The sequence below is a fragment of the Clostridium sp. TJA038 genome, from assembly GCF_058310255.1.
On the sequence record NZ_JBZEFA010000002.1, the window covers coordinates 61411 to 84298 of the forward strand.

Here is a 22888-nt window from a genome sequence, read left to right on the forward strand (position 1 = left end):
AATTTATTTATTTTTTAATTTTAATAAAATATTTTTAGTTAAATTTAAATAATCTCTTTTGATTAAAATTAATACTCCTAAATAAGTAAAGAATCCAATAAATACTTCTATTAAAGTTGACATTATATTAGGTTTTAAATTTAATACATTATCTAAAATTTTTATTGAAATGACCATTATTATTCCAGAAAATAAAAAATAAATAATATTTTCAAATAAATATTTATATTTAAAATCATTTCTTAAATATATCATTCTTAATATTAATGCAATTAATTCAGTTAAAATAACAGATATACAAGCACCTATCGCGCCATATCTATATCCTAGTATAAAATTTAAAAAAATACTTACTACTGCTCCTACAACTATAGGTATAATATATGCCTTTTTTTTACCATAAGGTATAGCATATTGATTGCTAAAAAAACTTCCTAAAGCTGTTAATAAGCATATAATTGAAGAAATTTTTAATAACATTGTAACCCCCAAATAACTTTCTCCATAAAACCAAGGAACAAGATTATCACTTATAGCAAAGATTCCAAAAGAACATCCTACAGAAATAAACAATATTAAATCAAAACTTTTTTTTAATAAAATATTAACTTCCTTTTTACAACTATTATTTATCATATTAGATATTCTAGGCAACATTACTATACTTAAAGAAGTTACTATACTTATAGTTATTCTTATTATCTTTTGACTTTGGTCAAAAAGACCAACATTATCAATAGTACTAACCCAAGCTAGTATACTTCTATCAAATGAAGTATATATTTCGTAACACAATTGCGGTATTAATAATGTAAAAGCAAAAAATATATTCTTTTTTATATTATACTTATTATTTTTTATTTTTTTTACAGTTTTATTTTTATAAGCCCACATAGATAAATTACCTAAAAAGTTAGAAATAGCAAGTATTAAAGTATATAAATACAAATCACTGTTGTTTTTAACCAAGATAAAAATAAATATTAATGATATTAATTTAACAAATATATTTCTAATAATTATTTTTTTAAAATCTTCAATCCCAATAAATAACCAAGATATATCAATTAATCCTGCAAATAAATTTATACTTTGTATAGTATACATAATTTTGTAATTATTATTAAAAATAACCAAAAATAAAATAATATATATCACTATTGCTAAACTCATAGTAATAACTTGCATCAGTCTTATTTCATTAAATTTATAGCTTATACTATTTAAATCACTGCGATTACTAGCTATTTCTTTAACACCATATGAACCTACAGCAAACATACCTATTATTAAAAAAATTTGAGTTATTGAAAAAGTATAACTATATATTCCTATAGAATCAGCATCTAAAACTCTTGAAACATATGGAACAGTAATTATAGGCAATAACATAGTTAAAATTTGGTATCCAGAATTATATATAAAATTTTTTATTATTTTTTTATCCATTTAAATTAATCTCCATATATAAAATATAAATTTATATTTTATATATTTTTTTACCATAATTTATAATATTTCTAGTATCATATATTATTTTATTTTTTAATAAATCTTGATTAATTTTTATCTCATCATGAGCAACTAAAATTACTATAAATTCAATTCCATCTAAAAATTCTTTTAAGTCTAGAGATTGTCCAACAAAAAGTTTATTTTTTATAAAAGGATCGTATACTTTTATATCAGTCATATTGTACTTATAAAATATATCTAATAATTGTAAAGTTGGACTTTCTCTCATATCATCTACATTTTCCTTATATGTTAATCCATATAAACCAACCTTAGAATAATCCTTTATATTATTTTCTTTCATTATTTTATGTAACTTATCAAATACATATTGTGGCATAGCATCATTAACTTGTCTGGCTCCTAAAACTACATTAACTATATCAGGATAATCTCCCACTAAAAACCAAGGATCTACAGATATACAATGTCCACCAACACCTGGACCTGGTTGTAGTATATTAACTCTTGGATGTTTATTAGCTATTTTTATAAGTTCATAAACATCCATTCCCTCCCTATTGCACATTTTAGTCAATTCATTTGCAAAAGCTATATTTATATCTCTAAATGTATTTTCAACAACTTTACTCATTTCAGCTATTTTTATATTGGTTACTACTATATCACCTTTGCAAAAAGACTTATACCACGACTTAACTTCTTGTCCAATTTCTTCCGAATCAGCTCCTATAGTTCTTGAATTATTTTCTAATTCATAAACCATATTTCCTGGTATTATTCTTTCGGGAGCATGTACTAAATGTATATCCTTCCCTATTATAAACCCTTTTTCTTCTATTATAGGCCTAACAAATTTATCTATAGTTCCTGGAGATACTGTCGATTCTATAACTAATATAGTATTAGATTCACAAACATCTAATACTCTTCTAGTAGCTTCTTTAACATAAGTAGCATCTATTTTTTTAGATTCTTTAATATATGGTGTAGGTACTGTAATTATATATTTATCTGTTCTTTCATAACTACACTTAAACTCTATTCCATTATCTAATGCTTTTTCAAATATATTTTGTAATCCTTCCTCCTTAAATGTCAATTTTTTTCTATTTAATGTGTCAACTAAATTTTTATTTATATCTGTACCAACTACTTCTATTCCATTTGCTGAAAACATTAAAGCTGTTGGTAATCCTATGTATCCTAATCCAATAATATTTAATTTACTCATTTTTAAACTCCTTTATTTTTTACTTTCATTTTATCTTTTATTTTATAAATTAAAAAAAGTATAAACCACATATAAAATTGAAATGGTGATATAATATTTCTAACTAATTGGGTAATTAAAAATATAGTTAATAATTTCATTATAATATTAGATTTATCAGCATATTTACATAATTTAGCTATTATAAATGGTCCAAGTATAAATCCTAACCATGAAAAATTAGAAATCATTTCATCGAAAAAACTAGTAGTCATCCCACTTAGTCCATAAGTTACCCAGTCAGAACTTATTTTATCATAAGGTATTAAATATGGACTTGGGAAAAATAATTTATAAGAAAAATAATTATAATATGGATATCCTTTCAAAGGCCATAAAAATCTAGGTATAAAAGCAAATAGTGTAAAGAAAAATGTTTGCCCAGTATAGTCTAAAATTTTAAGTTCTTTAGGATAAAGTAATGAATATATAGCCATTTTCAATCTATCAGTTCTTCCTATATCAATATATAAACTTTCAAAAATATTATTGCTTTCATTTCCTGTTTTTAAAATTTCAACGTAAACAAAAGAATATACAATAAAAATTGAAATAAATAATAAACCATAAATAAATAATAGTTTTTCTGAAATTTTTTGTTTTATATACAAACATATTAATATAATAGCTATTGCTATTATTACTATATTTCTTTTTCCATTCAGATAAATATTAGTAAAAGTTAAAATTGTTAATAAAATTTTATCTATTAAAGTTATTTTTCTACTGATTAATATATATATTCCAACACATATAATACTAAGAAAAGATTGTGTAAATATTTGATTATATAAATCAACTGTATTAATATTAAAAATATTTGGATTTAAAGCAATAGCTCCATATTTTAAAAAATCCATATAATTTCCTGACATAATTACCTTTATAATAGGCATAAACATAATAAATATTAAAATAATTCTAAATAAATTTTCTAAAAATTTATTTTTTATTATAATTTCATTTTTATCATAATTTAATATACAATTTTTATCATTTTTATCTTTTCCAAATACAAATAAAATTATTGTCATAATTATCAAAAATAAATCTGTTAATATACAAGTTTTTACATCATATCTTGATATAATAAATCCTCTAAACTTAGAATAATACTCATAATTAAAAAATAAATTATATATTATTTGATATGAATATATAAGGTAAATAATTATATAAATTATATGAACAGTTTTGCCTTTTTTTTTTAAAATATTATATATACTAATAAAGAAAAATATGCTCATTATTATTAATGTACAAAAATCAATTATAAATAATAAATCATTCTTCACATCTTACTCCAATCTCTCAAATATTCCTTCATATTGTTTTTTCCAAGTTAAATTTTTTTCAGCAAAAATTCTAATTTTATTTTTATCAATTGTCTTAGTTTTATAAAAAAAAGAAATTATATCATCTATATTTATATCACTATTATCATTAGGTAAAATTAAAACAAAATTTTCATTTTTAGATATTTTAGGTTCAATGTATGCATATACAAAAGGTATACCTCTTGCACAATATTCTTTAGTTTTTATAGTAGAAACTCTATTTAGACCTATTCTATATAAACCTAAAGACCCAATAGCAATATCACATTTATCAAATAAATCATCTAATTTTTCCCCTCCCAAATTCCCATAAAACATTACATTATTTTCAATTTTATAATAACTTACAATTTCCTTATACTTTTTAATTTCTGGACCTTCTCCAACAATATGAATTTTTACATTTGCTCTTACATCTATATTTTTATAATAATTTCCTAATCCCTTTAAAATTCTATCATACCCATGCCACTCTTTCATTGATGCTACTGCAATTAAATTTATGTCCAAATAATTTTTATTAATATGATTATGAATTCTATAGTCCTTTAATAATATTCCATTTTCTATAGCAATAGCCTTAACTCCAAAAATTTTATTATACTCATTAAAATTAATTATTAAATTTAAATATTTTTTAACTTGTTTTGAAAAAATATAATCTTGAAAATATAATAACTTTCCTTTTAATGAATTTATATACTCATTTTTATAAGGATAAGTTGGAATCTCTAAAATATTCTTAAACCCTTTTTTATTCAATTGACGAAACAATTTATTTGTATAAAAATTTAAACCATAATGCCTTGAATATATAATAGCATAATCTAAATTATTTAATATCCACTTTAAAATTTTATTATAAAAAATAAACATATCAGTAAAATATTTATTTTTAGAATCCATTAAATAAATTTTTTTATCTTTATTACAAACAAAAAATTTATTATCTATTTTAGTTGTATAAAAAACATTGTATCCTAAATCTTCAAAAGTTTTTATTTGTTGATAAATTTTTTTTGATACTCCATTAGTATTTATACTATTAAACTCAAAAGTACTTATGTAAACTAAGCTTTTATTCATATATCCCACCTTAATTAACTAATTCCTTAATAATTTTTTCTACTTTTTTTGCTGAATTTTTTATTTCAAATCCGTTTTTTATAACATTATCTGTTTGATCTGACCTTTTAAATGAATTATTAAATTTTATTATTTCTTTAACCCAAATATTTGTTCCCTGTGTTATAGATAAATATTTTATATTTGGTGTTATAGCAGCTTCTCTAGTAATATTATCTGATACAATACAAGGTAATCCTATAGCTTGAGCTTCTATTAAAACTACACTTAATCCTTCAAACCTAGATGGCATTAAAAATATATCTATTGCTTGTAACAATTCATTTACATCATTTCTATTTCCTAAAAGAATTACATCATTATTTAATCCTAATTTATTTATCTTTTCTATTATTTTTCCCTTTAATTCACCATCTCCTATTAAAATTAACTTACTATCTTTAATTTCTTTTTTTAAATTATAAAAAATATCTAATAAAAAATCATGATTTTTTTGATAACTAAATCTTCCTACATTTCCTATTACCAAACTATCTCTAAGATTTAACTTTTCTTTTATCTTAATTGATTTTTTATAATCATATCTAAATTTTTCAATATCTACAGCATTAGCTATCATTATAGCATCACTATGATTGTTTTTGCCAAAAATCCAATCTCCAGCTAAACTAGAGCACATTAACTTTTTATTACTAAATTTATTTATTAAAAATCTATTAAATACATGTAATACATAATATAAAAAATTCATATCATCACTTTTAGTATTATGAGCATGTACTATATTAAATTTAATTTTTTTTAATATTGAAATGATAAATGGTACATTATAATATAGTACACTAGAATTATGATAAAATATATCGTATTTTTTCCTATTAATTATTTTATAGTAACCTATTATATTTTTAAAAACATTTTTTTTCCTTTCTGTTATATAATGTACTTTACCTCCTAAATTAAGAATTTCTTCTTCATATTCACACTTCTCTCCACATACGATAAAATGAAATTTTATTGTATTATTATCTATATTTCTATATAAGTTCATTAAATACTCTTGAACTCCACCTTTTCCTGGACACATACCATCTACTAAAATATTAATTTCTTTCATAATTTCACCTATAAACTTTTTTAATAAAAAATTTTATGTTTTCTAACCAAAATCTACTTGAAAATTCAAAACCACTTCTTTTTTTCATATAAAAATTCAGTTTGAAAGTTTTTTCTTCTAAAACTTCTCTCATATAAACTTCATCTAAAACTTCAATACACTTAAAATATAAATTATTTAAATAATTAATCAATTCATCATAAGAATATTTACTTTCATTTAAATTTTGAATCATTGATATATCAAAATGCTTATCTAGTTCATCTTCAGAAAATTCTATTTTTAAATTTGTAAAATAATTTTTATATATCTTTTTAAATACATTTCTTCTAGAATTCATATCTCTATTAGATTTCCTGGTTATACTTGATCCTATAACCCTATATTTAAGTAAAACTTCTTTTAAGTTACTAACCTTTTCATAAGGTACTATATCTGTCCATAACCCATAATCTTCAGCATTTTTATATTCGTCTTTATAAAACAAATTATTATCTAATAAATATTTTTTTCTTATTATAACACTTGGATGAACAAAAGTAGATTCAAACATAGTCTTTATTTTTATTTTCTCATAGTTATTTTCACAAAATATTCTTTTTTTAACAAACGGAATTCCTTCAAATATAAATTCAACATTACAACCAGACATTACAATATCTTCATTTTTTTCCATATATTCAACTTGTTTTTCAATTCTATTTAAGTAAGATATATCATCGCAATCCATTCTTACTATATATTTACCATTAGAATTTTTTATTCCTTTATTTAGTGAATATATTAGTCCTTTATTTACTTTATTTTCAAAAAATTTTACTCTTTTATCATTTAAATAACTTTCTATTATTCTTTTACTATTATCTATAGATCCATCATCAATTATAATAAATTCTATCTCTTTATATGTTTGATTTAAAATACTTTCAATAGCCTCACTTAAGTATTTTTCTCCATTATAAACTGACATAATAACACTAACTAAAATATTTGACACTTAATACCTCCTTATTTATTTTAAATTAAAATAATTTAATAAAATCTTTCTATTTGATTTAATACATTATCTAAATAATATTTTTCAACTTTCAATTTTGAATATTCTCCAAACTTATTTAAATCTTTCCTATTTAAATATAATTTTTCTATTAAATTGGCAGTTACCTCATAATCTCCTATATTTACTAGATATCCATTTTTACCATTATCAATTAATTCCCTTGGTCCTCTAGTATTAGTTGCTATTAACGGCTTATTCATGACCATACCTTCTAATAAACACTTTCCTAATCCTTCTCTTTTAGAAAATAGACCAATACAATCACTACATTGAATTAATTCATAAACATCTTTACGATACCCAATAAATTTAACATTATTTTCAATATTATAATCTTTAACTAAGGTTATTAACTTATCTAGTAATTCTCCTTTACCAGCACATAGAATCTTTATATTAGGATATTTAGGGGCTAAAATTTTCATTGCTTCTATTACTTGAATATGATTTTTATTTTTATTTATATCAGCAAGGATTAAAATAACAAAATCATCTTTTGCTAATCCTAAACTCTCTCTATACTTAATAACTTCATCTTTATTTAAAGGAGCTAAATTTTTTCTCTCTATCCCTACTCCACTCATAAATTCAACTTTACCATTATCTTTTAATTTTAATTTTTTTGCTAAATTAAAATCTTCTTTGTTTATTGTCACTATAACATCTGTCCATTTAGCCGCTATTTTTTCTAAATTATAATATACAAGCCAATTAACTAATGGAGCACCTTCATAAAAATGAAAGCCATGTGCAGTATAAATAATTTTACATTTAGAATCTTTTAATGCAAATCTAGTTAAAAAAGCAGCTATAGGAGTATGCACATGAACAATATCATAACTATTTTTCTCTTGTAATAATCTTAATTCATTAATTATTCTTTTATAATTTATTTCTAGTGGATTTCTACTAAAATCAATATTATGTATTTTCACATTTTTATCTATTAATCTTTTATCAATATCTGTATTTATATTACAAGCACATTCTACAATATTACCTTTTTCTAATAACATTTCTATATGTGGAACTAAAAAGGCATTTATTGTTTCTATAAGTGCAGTTACATATAAAATTTTCATTATCTCACCTCATGTTCTATATAAACACAACTATCAAACCTTAAACCTATAAATCCATCCTTAATATCTTCACTATATTCTAAATTTTCGCCTCTAAGTAATTTATATAACTTCTTAGGAGAATTTGCACCAGCTTTAAAACTCATTGGAGAGCCCCCAGCAAATCTTCCATTAATTTCAATTATATTTATACCATCTTTTGCTTTTATACAATCAAAATTAATTTCTCCTGAAAATTTTAAAGTATTACATAACTCTTTTGCTAAATTTATTATATCTTTATCTATTACAATCTTCCCTTTAGTAATTTCTCCACCTCTATGTGCTAACCTTACTTTTGGAGATACACTTAAAACATTTCCATCAAAATCTGTAAAAACATCCACACAATACTCTTGTCCTTCTGAAAATTCTTGTATCATCGGATTAGGGACATAACTTGAAAAAAATTCCAATTCTTTCTCATTATCAATTTTAAAATTATTAATACTTGAGCTTCCATCTAAAGGTTTTATAAATAAAGGTAAATTATAATTATTTAAATTTATATCTTCATTTGTAACTAATTTAGGAACTTTAAACCCTTTATTTTTCAAAAATTCATAGGTTTTAATCTTATTTCTTATTATTTCTATAGTTTCTTCATTAGAAACCATAACTTTAGCACCTGCTTCTTTTTCTATACGTTCTTTATTTTTTGCATATACTAAAAGTTCAGTATCCAAAGTTGGAACTATTAAAGATATTTTCTCTTTTTTACATATATCTATTATGCTATCTATAAAATTGCTACTCTTTATTCTTGGGACTATATATGATTTATCAACAAACTTTAATGCTGGAGCTAGTTCATCCATATCAGCTCCAATTAAAGTTCCCTCTAAATTTAATTCTTCTTTTGCTTCTCTAAATGCTTCCACTAATTCAACCCGTCTTCCAACACTAGAAAATAATACATTTATCATGCTATCACCTCTTAATCATTTTCTAACATTTTGATTTTTGCATATATTCTTCTACATCCCATTCTTCTCTAACTAACTCATATTTATTATCTCCTAAATCAACATATACCCTTGAAAAAGGTTCTATAAACATAGGAGCTAGACACATAGAATAAGCACCTACCTTATCAAATATAATTTTATCTCCAACTTTAAATTCATTATAATTTTCTAATTTCATTAATCTATCATTATCTAAACATGTATATCCACAAATTATTTGTTCCTTAATTATATTATTACTTTTACAATTATCTCTAAAAAAATATCTGCTCTTAACAAAAAATGGATCAATAGTATTTCTACTTGTATTTACAGTTACTATTCTTTTAGCAAAGGTATCTTTTACATCTACAACTTCACTAACAAAACTTATAGGAGATGCTATTAATGCTGAACCTGGTTCAATTATTAGTTTAGTTTTTTTAGAATTATATGATGAACAAAGAACTTCTGATATTGATTTTATATATTCATCATAGGTAGGTTTTCCTGGAACTCCTCCAAAAAAACCACCTCCAATATCAACATAGTCTAAATCATAATCAAAATATTTTCTAATTTTACATGCCATATTAGAAATTTCCCTATAAATTTTCAGACTTCTAGTTTTAGCTGTATTATGTATATGTATTCCAACTACTTTTACATTTTTAATATTATTTAACTTCTCTATAGATTCTTTTAAATCTTTATTTTCATAACTAAATCCAAATCTACTTCCCTCTTTACCGAAAGAAGTTTCTCCTGGACATTTACTTTCTAAATCAAAATTAACTCTTATTCCAACTTTTACTTCATAATTAAATTTAGCTTTCTCTAACCATTCTATTTCTCTTTTTGAATCTATATTCACAATGGCTCCTCTTTCTAAAGCTCTAAAAAACATTTCTTTTCCTTTATTAGGACCATTAAAAATTATATTTTCATCTTTACAACCAACTTGTTTTGCCAATTTATATTCGTAACTTGATACAACTTCTAAATAACAGTTATTTTCCTTCATAAAATTTAATACCCAAGGAAGTGAATTAGTTTTACAAGAATATCCAATAATATAATTATCCCAATATTTTTTCAATGCATTATTCAATCCTTCAATATTAACCTTTAATTCTTTTTCGTTTATAATAAAACAAGGCATATTTAAACTATCATACATAAAACTTCTCCTTTTATTTAAATAATTACAATAAATTTATATTATTTTACTGAAACTATTAAATTAATTTTTTTATCTCATTAGCAGGAATACCTACATTAACTGTAAAATCTTTTATATCATTAATTACAACTGCACCTGCACCAATTATTGAATTTTCACCTAATACTTTCCCTTGTACTATAGTTGCTCCAGAACCAATTAAAACTTTGCTTTTAATAACATCATTTCCTGAAATATTAACATTCCAAAGAAGAGTTACATAATCTTCAATTACTGAATCATGTCCTATACCACATTTTGGACTTATAATAACATGATTTCCTATAGTAATATTAGTTGTCATAATAACCATCGGATATATAATACATCCTTCTCCTATTTTAACTGTATTATGCAAAGTTACACTAGGATGAATTATATTTGCAAATTTAAATTTATTGTTTATTTTTTCTAAAATATATTTTTTTATATTTGGATTAGCTACTGCTATTACAATATATGGTTTAGATTTTTTTCTTTTTAAAGTTTTTAAAAAATCTAAACCGCCTAAAATATCATAATTATTTATCTTTTTACCAAATAAATCTTTATTATCATCTATAAACCCAACAATATTCCATTTTTTTCTAACTTTATTAACTTCCTCTACTAAAAAAGAAACTTCTCTTCCAACTCCACCTGCACCTATAATTATTAAATCTTTCATAATATATACATCCTTTATAAATTTATGTAATATAAAAACAGCTAATTTTCCCCATTAAAATTTTCAGTAGTTACTTGTCCTTCTTTATTTATTCCATCTCTTTTAAATATCTTGTAAAAAGTTAAAAAGAATATTTTCGCATCTAATTTTAAGTTCCAATTTTCTACATAATAAACATCTAACTCAAATTTTTCTCCCCAACTTATTGAATTTCTACCATTGATTTGAGCCCATCCAGTAAGTCCTGGTAAAACATCATGTCTTTTTATTTGCCTTTTACTATATAAAGGAAGATATTCAACTAATAAAGGTCTTGGCCCAATTAGACTCATATCTCCTTTTAAAACATTTATAAGCTCTGGAAGTTCATCTAAGCTTGTACTTCTTAATATCCTACCAAATTTAGTTAATCTTTCGCTATCTGGAAGCAAATCACCATTTTTATCTGTAGCATCTTTCATAGTTCTAAATTTCATCATTTTAAATATCTTATTATTTTTTCCAACTCTATCTTGAGTAAACAAAATAGGAGAGCCTAAATTAATTCTTACTAATATTGCAACTACTAATATGACTGGTGAAAGTACAATTAATCCACCTAAAGATGCAATAATATCAAAAGCTCTTTTTATAAAATATTGAATGTGTTTATTCATTCAAAAGTCTCCTTTAAAACAACTCTTTTATTATTTTTATAACTCTATCTTGCTCTTCTTTAGTCATTTTAGTGTCAGAAGGTAAACATAACCCTCTATTAAATATATCTTCTGCTACGCTTATCTCACCATCATTGTTATGTGAATAAAATTTATATTCTTTATAATAAGGTTGCATATGCATTGGCTTCCATATTGGTCTTGATTCTATATTTTCTTTTTCTAAAGCTAAGATTATATCTAAAGGCTTAACTTTTGAATTTTCCTTTATTGTAATTGTTGTTAACCAGTAATTAGGCTCACCGTATTCACATATAGGCATCATTTCTATGTCTTCTATTTCTTTAAATGCCTCCTTATAAATTTCAAAAATCTCCTTTTTCTTAGCAATTCTTTCTTTTAAAACTCTAAGTTGTCCTCTTCCAATTCCAGCAACTATATTACTCATTCTATAATTGTAACCAAGCTCTGTATGCTCGTAATGTCTAGCATTATCTCTAGCTTGAGTACTCCAAAATCTTACCTTATTTATACCTTCTTCGTTATTAGATACTAACATTCCTCCACCTGATGTAGTAATTATCTTATTACCATTAAAGGAATAAATACCATATTCTCCAAAGGTTCCACTATGTTTCCCCTTATAAATTGCACCTAAAGATTCAGCAGCATCTTCTATTATTGGAACTTTATATTTATTACAAATTTCCATAATTTTATCCATATCTGCACTTTGTCCATAAAGATTTACAACAATAACAGCCTTAGGCATTTCTCCATTTTTTTCACAATCTTTAAATGCTTTTTCTAATGCAACGGGAGACATATTCCAACTCTCTGGCTCAGAATCTATAAATATAGGAACTCCACCTTCATAAATTATAGGATTACAACTTGCTGCAAAAGTTAAGCTTGAACAAAAAACTTTATCCCCTCTTTTAATTCCTAAAGCTTTCAAAGCCATATGTATAGCTGCTGTTCCAGAGGATAAAGCAGCTCCACTTTTAACTCCTACATATTCTGAAACTTCTTTTTCAAAACCATTAACATTTGCCCCTAAAGGTGCTATCCAATTTGTATCAAAAGCCTCTTTAACAAATACTTCTTCTAATCCTCCCATATGAGGAGATGCTAAATAAACTCTCTTATTCTCTTCTGACACATTTATCACTCCATATCTATATTATTATTTATAAAGTAGTAGTAGCAGCTTCTAATTTAGAAGAATCTACTTTTTCTTTTTTATCTAACCTATTATAAGTTGGAACAAATTCTTCTATTTTATCTCTTATTTCTTCAGGTGTTCCAAAAGAACTTACATATAAAAGTTCAGTTATTTCAGCTTTTATATGTTTAAAGTCAAAATCTCCTGGCTTGCCTATAAATATTTTTTCATGCTTAGTTTCAGTTAATCCTTCTTCATCCATAAGAAGTTCTTCATATAATTTTTCTCCTGGTCTTAAGCCAATTACCTTTATATCTATATCTTCAAAAGGTTCATATCCAGAAAGCTTTATTAAATTTTTTGCTAAATCATATATTTTAACTGGTTTACCCATATCTAAAACAAATATTTCTCCACCTTCGGCATAAGCACCAGCTTGAAGAACTAATTGAGTTGCTTCAGGAATAAGCATAAAATATCTTGTTATATATTTATTTGTTAAAGTAACTGGCCCACCTTCAGCTATTTGTTTTTTAAATAAAGGAATTACTGAACCATTACTTCCAAGAACATTTCCAAATCTAACGGCAACAAAGTCTGTTTTACTTTCTTTGTTTATAGCTTGTATTATCATTTCACACATTCTCTTAGTTGCTCCCATTACATTAGTTGGATTTACAGCTTTATCTGTTGAAATCAATACAAACTTCTCAACTCCATATTTATCTGCACACTCTACAGTATTTAATGTTCCACCAACATTATTTTTAATAGCTTCTCCAGGGCTTGTCTCCATTAAAGGAACATGCTTATGTGCTGCTGCATGGAAAACTACCTCAGGTCTGAAATCATTAAAAATAGAATCTAATTTTTGTTTATCTCTAACTGATGATATTATAACTTGTTTCTTAAGTTCTGGATGGGTTCTATTTAATTCCATCTCCAAATCATAAGCATTATTTTCATAAATATCTAGAATCATAAGCTCCTTTGGAGAAAATTTAGCTATTTGTCTACAAAGTTCTGAACCAATTGAACCACCTCCACCAGTTACTAAAACTCTTTTATTTCTTATATATTTAGCTATTTCATCTTTACTAAGATTAATTTCTTCTCTTCCTAAAAGATCCTTTAAATCAACATCTCTCATCTTAGTTAAATTAACTTTGCCACCTATCATTTCATAAACTCCAGGCATTATTTTAACCTTAACCTTTGTATCATGACATGCTTCTATAATTTTTTTCTTTTCTTCAGTAGTAATAGATGCTATAGCTATTAAAATCAAATCTACTTTTTGATTTTCAACAATATGTTTTATATCTTCTCTAGTACCTAAAACTTTAACGCCATTTATATATGTACCTAGCTTACTTATATCATCATCTATAACGCCTATAGGCTTAAATCCTGCTCCAGTTTCTCTTTTCATTTCATTTATAACTAATCTTCCACAGGAACCGGCACCTACAATTAAAACATTCTTTTGAACTTCTACGCCTCTTAAAGTACCATACATTACAACTCTTCTATACATTCTAAAAGAAAGTCTAAATCCTATAGTTAATACCATAGTTAATATACCAGCAGATATAGTTACCATCATAGGAATTCTAGGGTTTAAGAAAAACATAATAACAATGTTTATAAAACATCCTAAAACACAAGCAGCTACTCCTCTCATAACTTCATCTAAGCCAGCAACACTCCATAAGCTTTTATACATTCTAAAAAAGGCAAACAAGATAATATATATAGCTACTATAAGTGGCATCCATTTAAAATAAACTGCCCACTGTTCCTTAGGTATATCTCCTAGTACAGGTGCATTAAATGCAAATCTTACTAACATGCTAAAAATATAAGCAATATTAATAAAAATCACATCAAAAACAGCTAATAAAATCCCCTTTATTAAACTTGATTTTGACACTGTATTTACCTCCTAACTTAATAATTATAAAATAATAAATTTATTATTCTTTTTTATAATAATAATAATATTTTCCCCTTTGACTTTCTTCTCCATTAAATACTGTACCTATTATATTAGCATTAACTGCCTTTAATCCTTTTACTGCTTCTATTACAATGTCTTTTTTTGTATAACCATATTTAACAACAATAATTGTTCCATCAACTTTTGTTGAAAGTATTTTAGAATCAGCAACAGCATTAACTGGTGGAGTATCTAAAATTATGTAATCATATCTTTCCTCCAATTGACCTAATAAATGTTCCATAGCTCTTGAAGCTAACATTTCTGCAGGATTAGGTGGAATTAATCCTGAAGGTAATACATGCAATCCAGATTTATGTTTATAAACTACACTAGAGAAATCTTCTTTACCAAGCAAAAATTCTGTCAACCCTTTTGAATTGCTAATCCCAAATTCTTTATGTATAATTGGTTTTCTTAAATCACAATCAATAATAATAGTTTTTTTGTTATCTTGTGCAAAAGATAAAGCTAAATTTATACTAGTTGTAGATTTTCCTTCTCCTGGTTCTGAACTAGTTACCACAATAGATTTAACAGGATTATCAAAAGAAGAATACTGTATGTTTGTTCTTAAAGTTCTATAACTTTCTGCTGCTATAGATTTTGGATTATTTTCTAATAATATCATTTTTATCTCCTCCACTAGTTAAAACTATCATAATCTGGAATTGTACCTATAATAGGTAATCCTAAAGTTTTTTCTAAATCATCTCTTGATTTAAAAGTATTATCTAAATATTCTAATAAAATTGACAACGCTACACCTATCATTAATCCTAAAATGAATCCAATAATTATATTTAACTTTTTATTTGGACTAACAGGTTTCTCTGGTAATTGTGCTTTCTGTATAACTTGTACATTACCATTTGGAATAAGTTCTTTTGCTTCTGAAATAAATTCTTCTGTTATAGCATTGATAACTTTTAAAACTTTATCTGGATCTTCTCCTTTTAAGCTTAAAGCTAAAATTTGCGTGTCAATACCAGGATTAACTGTTATGTTTTTTAAAATAAATCTAATATAATTTTCATCATAGTTTATATGAGCATTATTAAGTGCGTTAGTTACTAAATCTGAAGTTTTAGCAATTTCTGCATAAGTTTTCATAAGTTGCTGATACATCATTACATCACTATTATTATAATTAGAATTATCTTTATCACTTTCTTGTTTTCCTATAAAAAGCTTTGTAGTGGCTTCATATTTTGGTTTTATCACAAAAAAACTTAATATTGTAGAAACTAATGTAACTCCTATAGTAATCAAAAGAATTAATTTCCACCTTTTTTTTAACGAATAAAAAATTTCTTGTAAGCTTATATTATTTTCTTCCATGAGTCCTCCCTTATATGTAATTATTTATTTTTATTATATTATTTACATTCTGTTACTTTTATTAACAAAACCCTCATTAAAATATAATAAACTATTTTAACCAATTTATAAAGACATAAATTTTATTTAAATAATACTATTTATTGAATTTTATTTTAAATTAATATAATTAAAAATCCCATCTAAATTATTTACTTTTTTTTCAATATATTTTATTTTTAATTGTATAATTTTATTAATTATTATCATTTAAAAAGTTAACAATGTAATATTCTACAAAACATTGCATTGTTAACTTTTTTGTTAACACTTACTTATAAATAATTTTTATGGTTAAAAATTTCAATAAATTTTCTTTATCTCTTAAAATTTTTATATTTAAACTTCCCCATTTAAAATCCCTTTTTAACCAATTATCACTAGAAATTTCTTCTTCAAAATTTTGTTTTATCCACTTATCATACAAAACTTCATCTTTTCTATTAAAGTCCTCTAAACTTCTAAGAGATACTTCTTTTATCTCATTACCTAAAAATTCTATATCTACATTAAAATTAACTAAATCATCAATTTTAACTGGATCTAAAATTTCAATTTTACTTTTATTATTAAAATCTAAAAAAGAAAAATTAAAATTTTTCTTTAAAAATCTTTTTAAAAGAAACTTATTACATTTCTTATCTATAACTTTGCTCCCAATCTTTATTTTACCTTTATTTAAATCCATGTAATCCCCTCCATAAACTATATAATAATATTTATTTTTGCATAATAAAATTTATCATATAATTTATGTTATCAAAAAAAATATATATAGGTAAATACAAACAATTTTACATATTTCAACAAATTATAATAATTATATTTATATTAAAACATTTTTTTAAATTTTATTTTTAATTTTATTAGATTTTTAACTCAAAATTTATTCATATATAATATTGTTAATAATTTATTTTATATTTCACAAATATTTTTACAAAAAAATATATTAAATTTAGCCACATTATATTTATATTTTCTTTACTAAAATAAAACCATCACTTAAAATCATAGAAATTAAGTAATGGTTTTTTATTCTAATATCTAATTTACTTTTTAACTTTGTCTATACTTCTATCCATATTAGTGTTTGTTGGCTCTAATTTAAGTCTTCCGTATATTACTTTATTTACTATTAGAGCTATTCCAATACCCATTACTATAAATGCTATTCTCATAGGAATTGAAACCCCAGGACTGAATAAAATCATAGCTGATCCTAAAGAGTTTAATGTTACAAAAATTATCTTTACTTTGTACTCTTTAACAAAAGTATAAATATAACTTAATACTAGTAAAATTACTGTACTAAATTGTTCTGGTACTATGTAAACAAATAATACTAAGAAAATGGCTGCTCCTATAATTGTACCAAAAAATCTTTCTTTAACTCTAACTTTTGTATCATCAAAGTATGGTTGAGTTATTGACATAGCTGTCATACTTATCCACATAGATTTTTCAAAATCTAATAAGCTACCAATAAACATAGCTAAAGAAACAGATAAAGCCATTCTCAAAGAGAAGTTAAACTGAAGAGAATTTGTTTTCATATTTTTTATCATTTCACTTATGCTAAGATGTTCTGAATCATCTTTCTTTCTATGTGTAAAATAATAAACAATTGAAATTAATACTCCTGCAGCTAATAAAGCTATTAATCTTTTTGGAAACAGACTCCAATTTACAGGAGTTCCTTCTATAAATATATAACATAAGATAAATGGCAAATAAACTTTTGTTTCCATACGATTAGTAACTAAATAAGCTATTACAAATAAACTTACGAAGTTTACAACTAGTCCTAAAAAAGGATTTATTGTAGACACTTGGCTTGTAACTCCCATAAGCACAAAAGCTAATATAGTTGTTATTATTGCCTCATGTAATTTTAAACACAAGTGAACACTAACAAACATAAGCATTGCTGTAATAGCACAAACTCCAATTAAAGTGTTTTCACTTCCAAAAACAGCTCCAAATAAAGATACAAATGCAATTATTACTATTATTAGTATCAAGTTACTTATAAGAACTTTGGGTGTTAAATTCTTTTTTATGCTTTCTTTCATCCTCATCCTCCTCTTTTCCCTGTAGTTATTTTCTTCTGACAAGCATTATATCATATTTACAAAGCTTAGTTAAATTATCTTTTTAAACAAAAAAGAAGAGTTCAAAGCCTTTAATTATTACTTTGAACTCTATTTCTTTAATTTATTAATATATTCTAGTTTTTTTACACATATTAATACTTTTTACTTATAATTTTAATAAGAAAATCCTATTTGTTTTTTACATTAAATTTAATAAATAAAAGAGTAAATTATAATAATCTGTTATTCTAAAAGCTAAAATTTTCTAAATATTATAATGGCCTTAAATAAATCACCATCTACAACAATATTAAATTTTCCTCCTTGAAGTTCAACAAAACTCTTAACTATAGCAAGACCTAACCCTGCTCCCTCTGTATTACGAGCCTTGTCTCCTCTTACAAAACGTTCTGAAATTTCATTAATATCAAAAGTTATTTCCTCTGCTGATATATTTTTTATCACTATAGAAACTTCTTCCTTTTCATCTTTAATATCTATATATACTCTTGAATTAGGAAGTGCATACTTAACTGCATTTATTATTAGATTTTCAAAAACTCTATAAGTTCTTTGTCCATCTAACTTTAATATAACCTTCTCTCTTGGAAGAGAAAGTCTAACATCTAAAGAGGCTTCTTTTATTTTATCTTCTAATTCTAAAATAACTTCTTTCATTAAATAAGCAACATCAACATCCATAATATTTAAGGTAACATTTCCTGTAGTAGCCTTAGTAACTTCAAATAAATCTTCTATTAACTCCTTTAATCTTAAGGATTTTCTTTCTAAAGTATCTAAATAAGCCTTTCTCTTCTCCTCATCAGTTTCTCCCTTTAACAAATCAACATAAGCGATTATAGAAGTTAATGGAGTTTTTAAATCATGAGAAACATTAGATATAAGCTCTGTCTTCATTCTTTGACTTTTAACTTCTTCCTCAACTGCCTTTTTAAATCCTGATTGTATATTGTTTAATTCATCTCTCATAGGATTAAAAAAGCCACAATCACAATTTTCCTTTTCATCTAAATTTCCTTTAGATATTTCCTTTGTTCTTTCTAAAACTTTATTATAATCTTTTTTTAACTTATCTATATACTTTTTGCCAAAGTAGAATAAAGCAATTGAGTATATAATAGCTAAGAATATTCCAAAGAACCATAATACACAAAATAGTGAAACAATAATAAAGTTTATTCCTATAAGAATCAAAATCATCTTATCACTATTTTTATTTAAATCTATTCCCTTTAGATAATTTGCAAATTTTCTAAATAAAGAAATAACAACATCTTTTAATCTATATATTAAGGATTGTTTTCTTATAAAACTTCTAAAGCCTATATTAAATATATTTTTTATATATAAAATTTCAAAGAATACAAATCCATAAACAAATACAAGGTAAATCCAACCTAAAACATTAGTAAAGGCATTAACATATGGGAATATATTCATCCTAATACCTTCTCCTATTCCATCTTTAAGCATAGCTCCAAGACCTAACCAATAGCCTACAAAACTTAAAAATGCAATAATTAAAATTAAAATTAAGTTAAGCTCTAAAGGCATTTTTGAGAAATTCTTAAAGCCTAAAATTTCTCTTGTATATCTAAACGGAATAAGTAAAGCTAAAAGAATTATAACCACTATACCTACTGTTATGAAAGGTATAGTAGCTAAAAATAAGGCTTTAATTCTACAATTTAAATCTTTATAATATAAACTATCTTTATATTGTAAATTCTTTGGCACAGCATAAACATAAGTCATATTTTCTATTGGCTTTGCTTCATATTTATCCTTATACAAATAATATGGTGAACTCATCTCATTTACTAATCTATTTATTTCCTTATTATTATCTCCATAAACCTCTTTTAATGAAACTTGCCCTTTACTATCATATTTTATAAGAATATAGAATCTAAAGTATTCTTCTAAATCACTTTTATTTACTTTTTTTCCTTTAGCTAAAGCTTCAAGTAACCAATCTTGTTCTCCTTTAGTCTTATAAACTGTATTACCTTCATTATCCATAGCATATACATTTAAATTTCCTAAAGAATTTAAGCTATTTAAAAGAGAATTAATTCTTGAATTTACTCTCCTATTTTCTTCAACTATTTTATTTTTAGAAATATCTCTGTCTTCATAGTCATTATTTCTATTTGTATCAACTAAGTCCTTTGAAGGATTTAAAGGCTTATTATTTTCTTTAGCTTTATTCTCTAAATAATCAAAGTATATTCCATAATTAGTTTCTACTATATCTTCTCTTAAATCATAATTATCTAACAAATCATAATTTTTAACATACTCTGAAGCATTTTTATCTATTATAGGATAAGCTAACAAAGAGGCTAAGGAAACAATTCCTATTAATACAAATATAAATATTGAAAAAATAATATTTTTCTTACTAGTTTTTTTAGAATTAACCTTTTCTTTATTGTTTGTCGATTTTATAGCCAACTCCCCACACCACCTTTAAATATTTTGGATTTTTTGGATCTATCTCTATTTTTTCTCTTATATTTCTTACATGAACCATTACAGTATCAGTATTTACTGCATTTTCATTCCATACTCTTTCATAGATTTCTTCTGCTGAAAAAACTCTTCCTGGATTTTTAATAAGTAATTCAAGTATTTTAAATTCAATAGGGGTTAATTTTACCTTTTCACCATCTACTAAAACCTCTTTACTATCAGTATTTACTTCTAATCCTCCAATTATATATGAGTTTTTTTCTTTTCCCTCTTTCTTTACCATACTTAAATATTTAGAATATCTTCTTAACTGAGAATTAACTCTTGCAAGAAGTTCTAAAGGATTAAAAGGTTTTGTTATGTAATCATCTGCTCCAATATTTAATCCTAAAATTTTATCCATATCTTCAGATTTTGCAGATAACATTATTATAGGAAAATCATAGTTTTCTCTAACTTTCATAACCATAGTAGCACCATCCATTTTAGGCATCATTATATCTACAATAGCTAAATGAATATCTTCCTTTTCTATTATTTCTAAACCTTCTATTCCATTGCTACCTTTAAAAACATTGTAACCTTGATTTTTTAAATATATTTCAATAGCCTCTCTTATTTCTTTTTCATCTTCAACAACTAAAATATTATACTTTTCCATTTTTCATTACTTCCTTTTCAATCACTATATTTTATTAGATTAAATAAAGTTTCTATATACCTAATAACTTAAATATATCACTATAAATCTTAACTTATTAAAATAATCTAATATTTTAATATAATGATAGCATATAAAATCTTTAACTTTTAAAAATACCTCTCTTACAAAAAGCTATTTTAAATATATTAAGATTACTAAACTTAATTTTAAAACACCTCCTAAACTTAATATTTTAAATATAACTTAGCCTTTACTATGTCTTTATATTAAAATAAAAAAATAAAGAAACCCTCTAGATAAATCTAAAGATTTTCTAAAGAGTTTCTTAATTATTACTTATTTTTATTTAATTTTAATTACTTCAACTTTATATCCATCTGGGTCTGTTAAGAAATAATAAGCTGATGAAGTTTTTGACAATGCTTTTAAAGGTGTAACTTCATATCCTAAAGAAATATGTCTATCTCTTTCTGCTTCTAAATCCTCTACTCCAACAGCTATATGACTAAATCCATTTCCTAAATCATAAGGTTTTTCTTGGTCATAATTATAAGTTAATTCAATCTCATAGCCCTCTTCCTTGTCAGAAAGATAAACTAAAGTAAAGCCCTTATCTTTAAAATCTTTTCTTCTTGTTTCAATAAGACCTAAAGCCTCTTTATAAAATTTTAAAGACTTTTCTAAATCCTTAACTCTTATACAAGTGTGTAACATTTTGCTTTTCATTAAATTTCCTCCTATAATAAATATAAAATTTTTATCTTAATATTTCTAAAAAAAGAGGTGCCTAAAGCAAGGCACCTACTTTCATTAAATTATTTATTCTCTTCTATTAGCTCCTCAATCTTACACTTACATCTAGCTCCACAACAAGCACCTGTTGTAGCTCCTGTTTTTTCTCCAACTTCTTCTACTGAAAGAGCTCCGTCCTTAATAACCTCAACTATCTTTTCTTCTGAAATTCCTTTACATAAACAAATGTTTGACATAATAAAAGTCTCCTCTCAAATCACTTTAATATTTTGCTCAGATTTCTAATTTATTATAATTATTAAATAATAATCTTTATCGTTTAATAAGATAATAACAGATAAAAAACTTTATTGCACACGCCAAATATAAGCAT

Annotated in this window: 21 protein-coding genes; all 21 read right to left on the reverse strand. The window is 24.1% G+C overall.

The annotated features are described in order from the left end of the window. Positions 1–3: 3 nt before the first annotated feature. Positions 4–1449 carry an oligosaccharide flippase family protein gene (locus tag AC4FQV_RS06210; RefSeq protein ID WP_491165059.1) on the reverse strand — a complete coding sequence of 482 codons (1446 nt, stop codon included), beginning with the start codon at positions 1447–1449 and terminating at the stop codon, positions 4–6. A 31-nt stretch (positions 1450–1480) separates the two neighbouring features. Beyond that, positions 1481–2710, reverse strand: coding sequence for a nucleotide sugar dehydrogenase (locus tag AC4FQV_RS06215; protein ID WP_491165061.1), 1230 nt, complete (start codon positions 2708–2710; stop codon positions 1481–1483). A 2-nt stretch (positions 2711–2712) separates the two neighbouring features. Further along, the gene (locus AC4FQV_RS06220; protein ID WP_491165064.1) at positions 2713–4044 is read right to left on the reverse strand and encodes an O-antigen polymerase; all 1332 of its coding nucleotides are present in this window, start codon (positions 4042–4044) and stop codon (positions 2713–2715) included. Positions 4045–4047: 3 nt separating this feature from the next. Then, entirely contained in the window at positions 4048–5172 is a 1125-nt protein-coding gene (locus tag AC4FQV_RS06225) for a glycosyltransferase (protein ID WP_491165066.1), read from the reverse strand. 10 nt (positions 5173–5182) lie between these two features. Next, positions 5183–6289 carry a glycosyltransferase gene (locus AC4FQV_RS06230; protein ID WP_491165068.1) on the reverse strand — a complete coding sequence of 369 codons (1107 nt, stop codon included), beginning with the start codon at positions 6287–6289 and terminating at the stop codon, positions 5183–5185. A gap of 4 nt (positions 6290–6293) precedes the next feature. Beyond that, positions 6294–7286 (reverse strand): glycosyltransferase, encoded by a 993-nt coding sequence (locus AC4FQV_RS06235; RefSeq protein WP_491165071.1) that lies wholly within the window; start codon positions 7284–7286, stop codon positions 6294–6296. Positions 7287–7321: 35 nt separating this feature from the next. Continuing rightward, positions 7322–8431 carry a glycosyltransferase family 4 protein gene (locus AC4FQV_RS06240; protein WP_491165073.1) on the reverse strand — a complete coding sequence of 370 codons (1110 nt, stop codon included), beginning with the start codon at positions 8429–8431 and terminating at the stop codon, positions 7322–7324. After that, positions 8431–9396: an ATP-grasp domain-containing protein gene (locus AC4FQV_RS06245; protein ID WP_491165076.1), complete on the reverse strand. Its 966-nt coding sequence runs from the start codon at positions 9394–9396 to the stop codon at positions 8431–8433. Before AC4FQV_RS06245 ends, AC4FQV_RS06240 begins: the two co-directional genes overlap by 1 nt. A 22-nt stretch (positions 9397–9418) precedes the next feature. Beyond that, positions 9419–10597 (reverse strand): type III PLP-dependent enzyme domain-containing protein, encoded by a 1179-nt coding sequence (locus AC4FQV_RS06250; RefSeq protein ID WP_491165078.1) that lies wholly within the window; start codon positions 10595–10597, stop codon positions 9419–9421. A 58-nt stretch (positions 10598–10655) separates the two neighbouring features. Next, entirely contained in the window at positions 10656–11306 is a 651-nt protein-coding gene (locus AC4FQV_RS06255; protein ID WP_491165080.1) for an acetyltransferase, read from the reverse strand. A 41-nt stretch (positions 11307–11347) separates the two neighbouring features. Then, a complete protein-coding gene (locus AC4FQV_RS06260; protein WP_491165083.1) occupies positions 11348–11962 on the reverse strand; it encodes a sugar transferase in 615 nt (204 codons plus the stop codon). A 13-nt stretch (positions 11963–11975) separates the two neighbouring features. Then, positions 11976–13082 carry a DegT/DnrJ/EryC1/StrS family aminotransferase gene (locus tag AC4FQV_RS06265; RefSeq protein WP_491165184.1) on the reverse strand — a complete coding sequence of 369 codons (1107 nt, stop codon included), beginning with the start codon at positions 13080–13082 and terminating at the stop codon, positions 11976–11978. A gap of 70 nt (positions 13083–13152) precedes the next feature. After that, positions 13153–15060 (reverse strand): polysaccharide biosynthesis protein, encoded by a 1908-nt coding sequence (locus AC4FQV_RS06270; RefSeq protein ID WP_491165086.1) that lies wholly within the window; start codon positions 15058–15060, stop codon positions 13153–13155. 43 nt (positions 15061–15103) lie between these two features. Beyond that, complete coding sequence (locus AC4FQV_RS06275) at positions 15104–15757, reverse strand: CpsD/CapB family tyrosine-protein kinase (RefSeq protein WP_491165090.1); 654 nt, start codon at positions 15755–15757, stop codon at positions 15104–15106. 14 nt (positions 15758–15771) lie between these two features. Next, entirely contained in the window at positions 15772–16467 is a 696-nt protein-coding gene (locus tag AC4FQV_RS06280; RefSeq protein ID WP_491165093.1) for a YveK family protein, read from the reverse strand. A 310-nt stretch (positions 16468–16777) separates the two neighbouring features. Next, a complete protein-coding gene (locus AC4FQV_RS06285) occupies positions 16778–17194 on the reverse strand; it encodes a hypothetical protein (protein ID WP_491165096.1) in 417 nt (138 codons plus the stop codon). A 364-nt stretch (positions 17195–17558) separates the two neighbouring features. Next, positions 17559–18581 carry an FUSC family protein gene (locus tag AC4FQV_RS06290; protein ID WP_491139601.1) on the reverse strand — a complete coding sequence of 341 codons (1023 nt, stop codon included), beginning with the start codon at positions 18579–18581 and terminating at the stop codon, positions 17559–17561. A 276-nt stretch (positions 18582–18857) separates the two neighbouring features. Beyond that, positions 18858–21080, reverse strand: coding sequence for a HAMP domain-containing sensor histidine kinase (locus AC4FQV_RS06295; RefSeq protein WP_491165099.1), 2223 nt, complete (start codon positions 21078–21080; stop codon positions 18858–18860). After that, a complete protein-coding gene (locus AC4FQV_RS06300; RefSeq protein ID WP_491139604.1) occupies positions 21055–21759 on the reverse strand; it encodes a response regulator transcription factor in 705 nt (234 codons plus the stop codon). The genes AC4FQV_RS06295 and AC4FQV_RS06300 overlap by 26 nt, the downstream gene beginning before the upstream one ends. A gap of 345 nt (positions 21760–22104) precedes the next feature. Continuing rightward, a complete protein-coding gene (gloA, locus tag AC4FQV_RS06305; RefSeq protein WP_491165101.1) occupies positions 22105–22488 on the reverse strand; it encodes a lactoylglutathione lyase in 384 nt (127 codons plus the stop codon). A gap of 89 nt (positions 22489–22577) precedes the next feature. Beyond that, positions 22578–22751, reverse strand: a complete 174-nt coding sequence (locus AC4FQV_RS06310; RefSeq protein ID WP_491139606.1) for a (2Fe-2S)-binding protein — start codon at positions 22749–22751, stop codon at positions 22578–22580. Between the last annotated feature and the right edge of the window lie 137 nt (positions 22752–22888).

What these genes read in the sequence shown, in the direction of transcription:
- AC4FQV_RS06240 (WP_491165073.1), bottom strand. Translation starts at nt 8,431, where the DNA reads ATGAAAATTTTATATGTAACTGCACTTATAGAAACAATAAATGCCTTT.
- AC4FQV_RS06275 (WP_491165090.1), bottom strand. Translation starts at nt 15,757, where the DNA reads ATGATATTATTAGAAAATAATCCAAAATCTATAGCAGCAGAAAGTTAT.
- AC4FQV_RS06255 (WP_491165080.1), bottom strand. Translation starts at nt 11,306, where the DNA reads ATGAAAGATTTAATAATTATAGGTGCAGGTGGAGTTGGAAGAGAAGTT.
- AC4FQV_RS06280 (WP_491165093.1), bottom strand. Translation starts at nt 16,467, where the DNA reads ATGGAAGAAAATAATATAAGCTTACAAGAAATTTTTTATTCGTTAAAA.
- AC4FQV_RS06265 (WP_491165184.1), bottom strand. Translation starts at nt 13,082, where the DNA reads ATGGGAGGATTAGAAGAAGTATTTGTTAAAGAGGCTTTTGATACAAAT.
- AC4FQV_RS06225 (WP_491165066.1), bottom strand. Translation starts at nt 5,172, where the DNA reads ATGAATAAAAGCTTAGTTTACATAAGTACTTTTGAGTTTAATAGTATA.
- AC4FQV_RS06245 (WP_491165076.1), bottom strand. Translation starts at nt 9,396, where the DNA reads ATGATAAATGTATTATTTTCTAGTGTTGGAAGACGGGTTGAATTAGTG.
- AC4FQV_RS06230 (WP_491165068.1), bottom strand. Translation starts at nt 6,289, where the DNA reads ATGAAAGAAATTAATATTTTAGTAGATGGTATGTGTCCAGGAAAAGGT.
- AC4FQV_RS06250 (WP_491165078.1), bottom strand. Translation starts at nt 10,597, where the DNA reads ATGTATGATAGTTTAAATATGCCTTGTTTTATTATAAACGAAAAAGAA.
- AC4FQV_RS06290 (WP_491139601.1), bottom strand. Translation starts at nt 18,581, where the DNA reads ATGAAAGAAAGCATAAAAAAGAATTTAACACCCAAAGTTCTTATAAGT.
- gloA (WP_491165101.1), bottom strand. Translation starts at nt 22,488, where the DNA reads ATGAAAAGCAAAATGTTACACACTTGTATAAGAGTTAAGGATTTAGAA.
- AC4FQV_RS06260 (WP_491165083.1), bottom strand. Translation starts at nt 11,962, where the DNA reads ATGAATAAACACATTCAATATTTTATAAAAAGAGCTTTTGATATTATT.
- AC4FQV_RS06300 (WP_491139604.1), bottom strand. Translation starts at nt 21,759, where the DNA reads ATGGAAAAGTATAATATTTTAGTTGTTGAAGATGAAAAAGAAATAAGA.
- AC4FQV_RS06285 (WP_491165096.1), bottom strand. Translation starts at nt 17,194, where the DNA reads ATGGATTTAAATAAAGGTAAAATAAAGATTGGGAGCAAAGTTATAGAT.
- AC4FQV_RS06210 (WP_491165059.1), bottom strand. Translation starts at nt 1,449, where the DNA reads ATGGATAAAAAAATAATAAAAAATTTTATATATAATTCTGGATACCAA.
- AC4FQV_RS06215 (WP_491165061.1), bottom strand. Translation starts at nt 2,710, where the DNA reads ATGAGTAAATTAAATATTATTGGATTAGGATACATAGGATTACCAACA.
- AC4FQV_RS06310 (WP_491139606.1), bottom strand. Translation starts at nt 22,751, where the DNA reads ATGTCAAACATTTGTTTATGTAAAGGAATTTCAGAAGAAAAGATAGTT.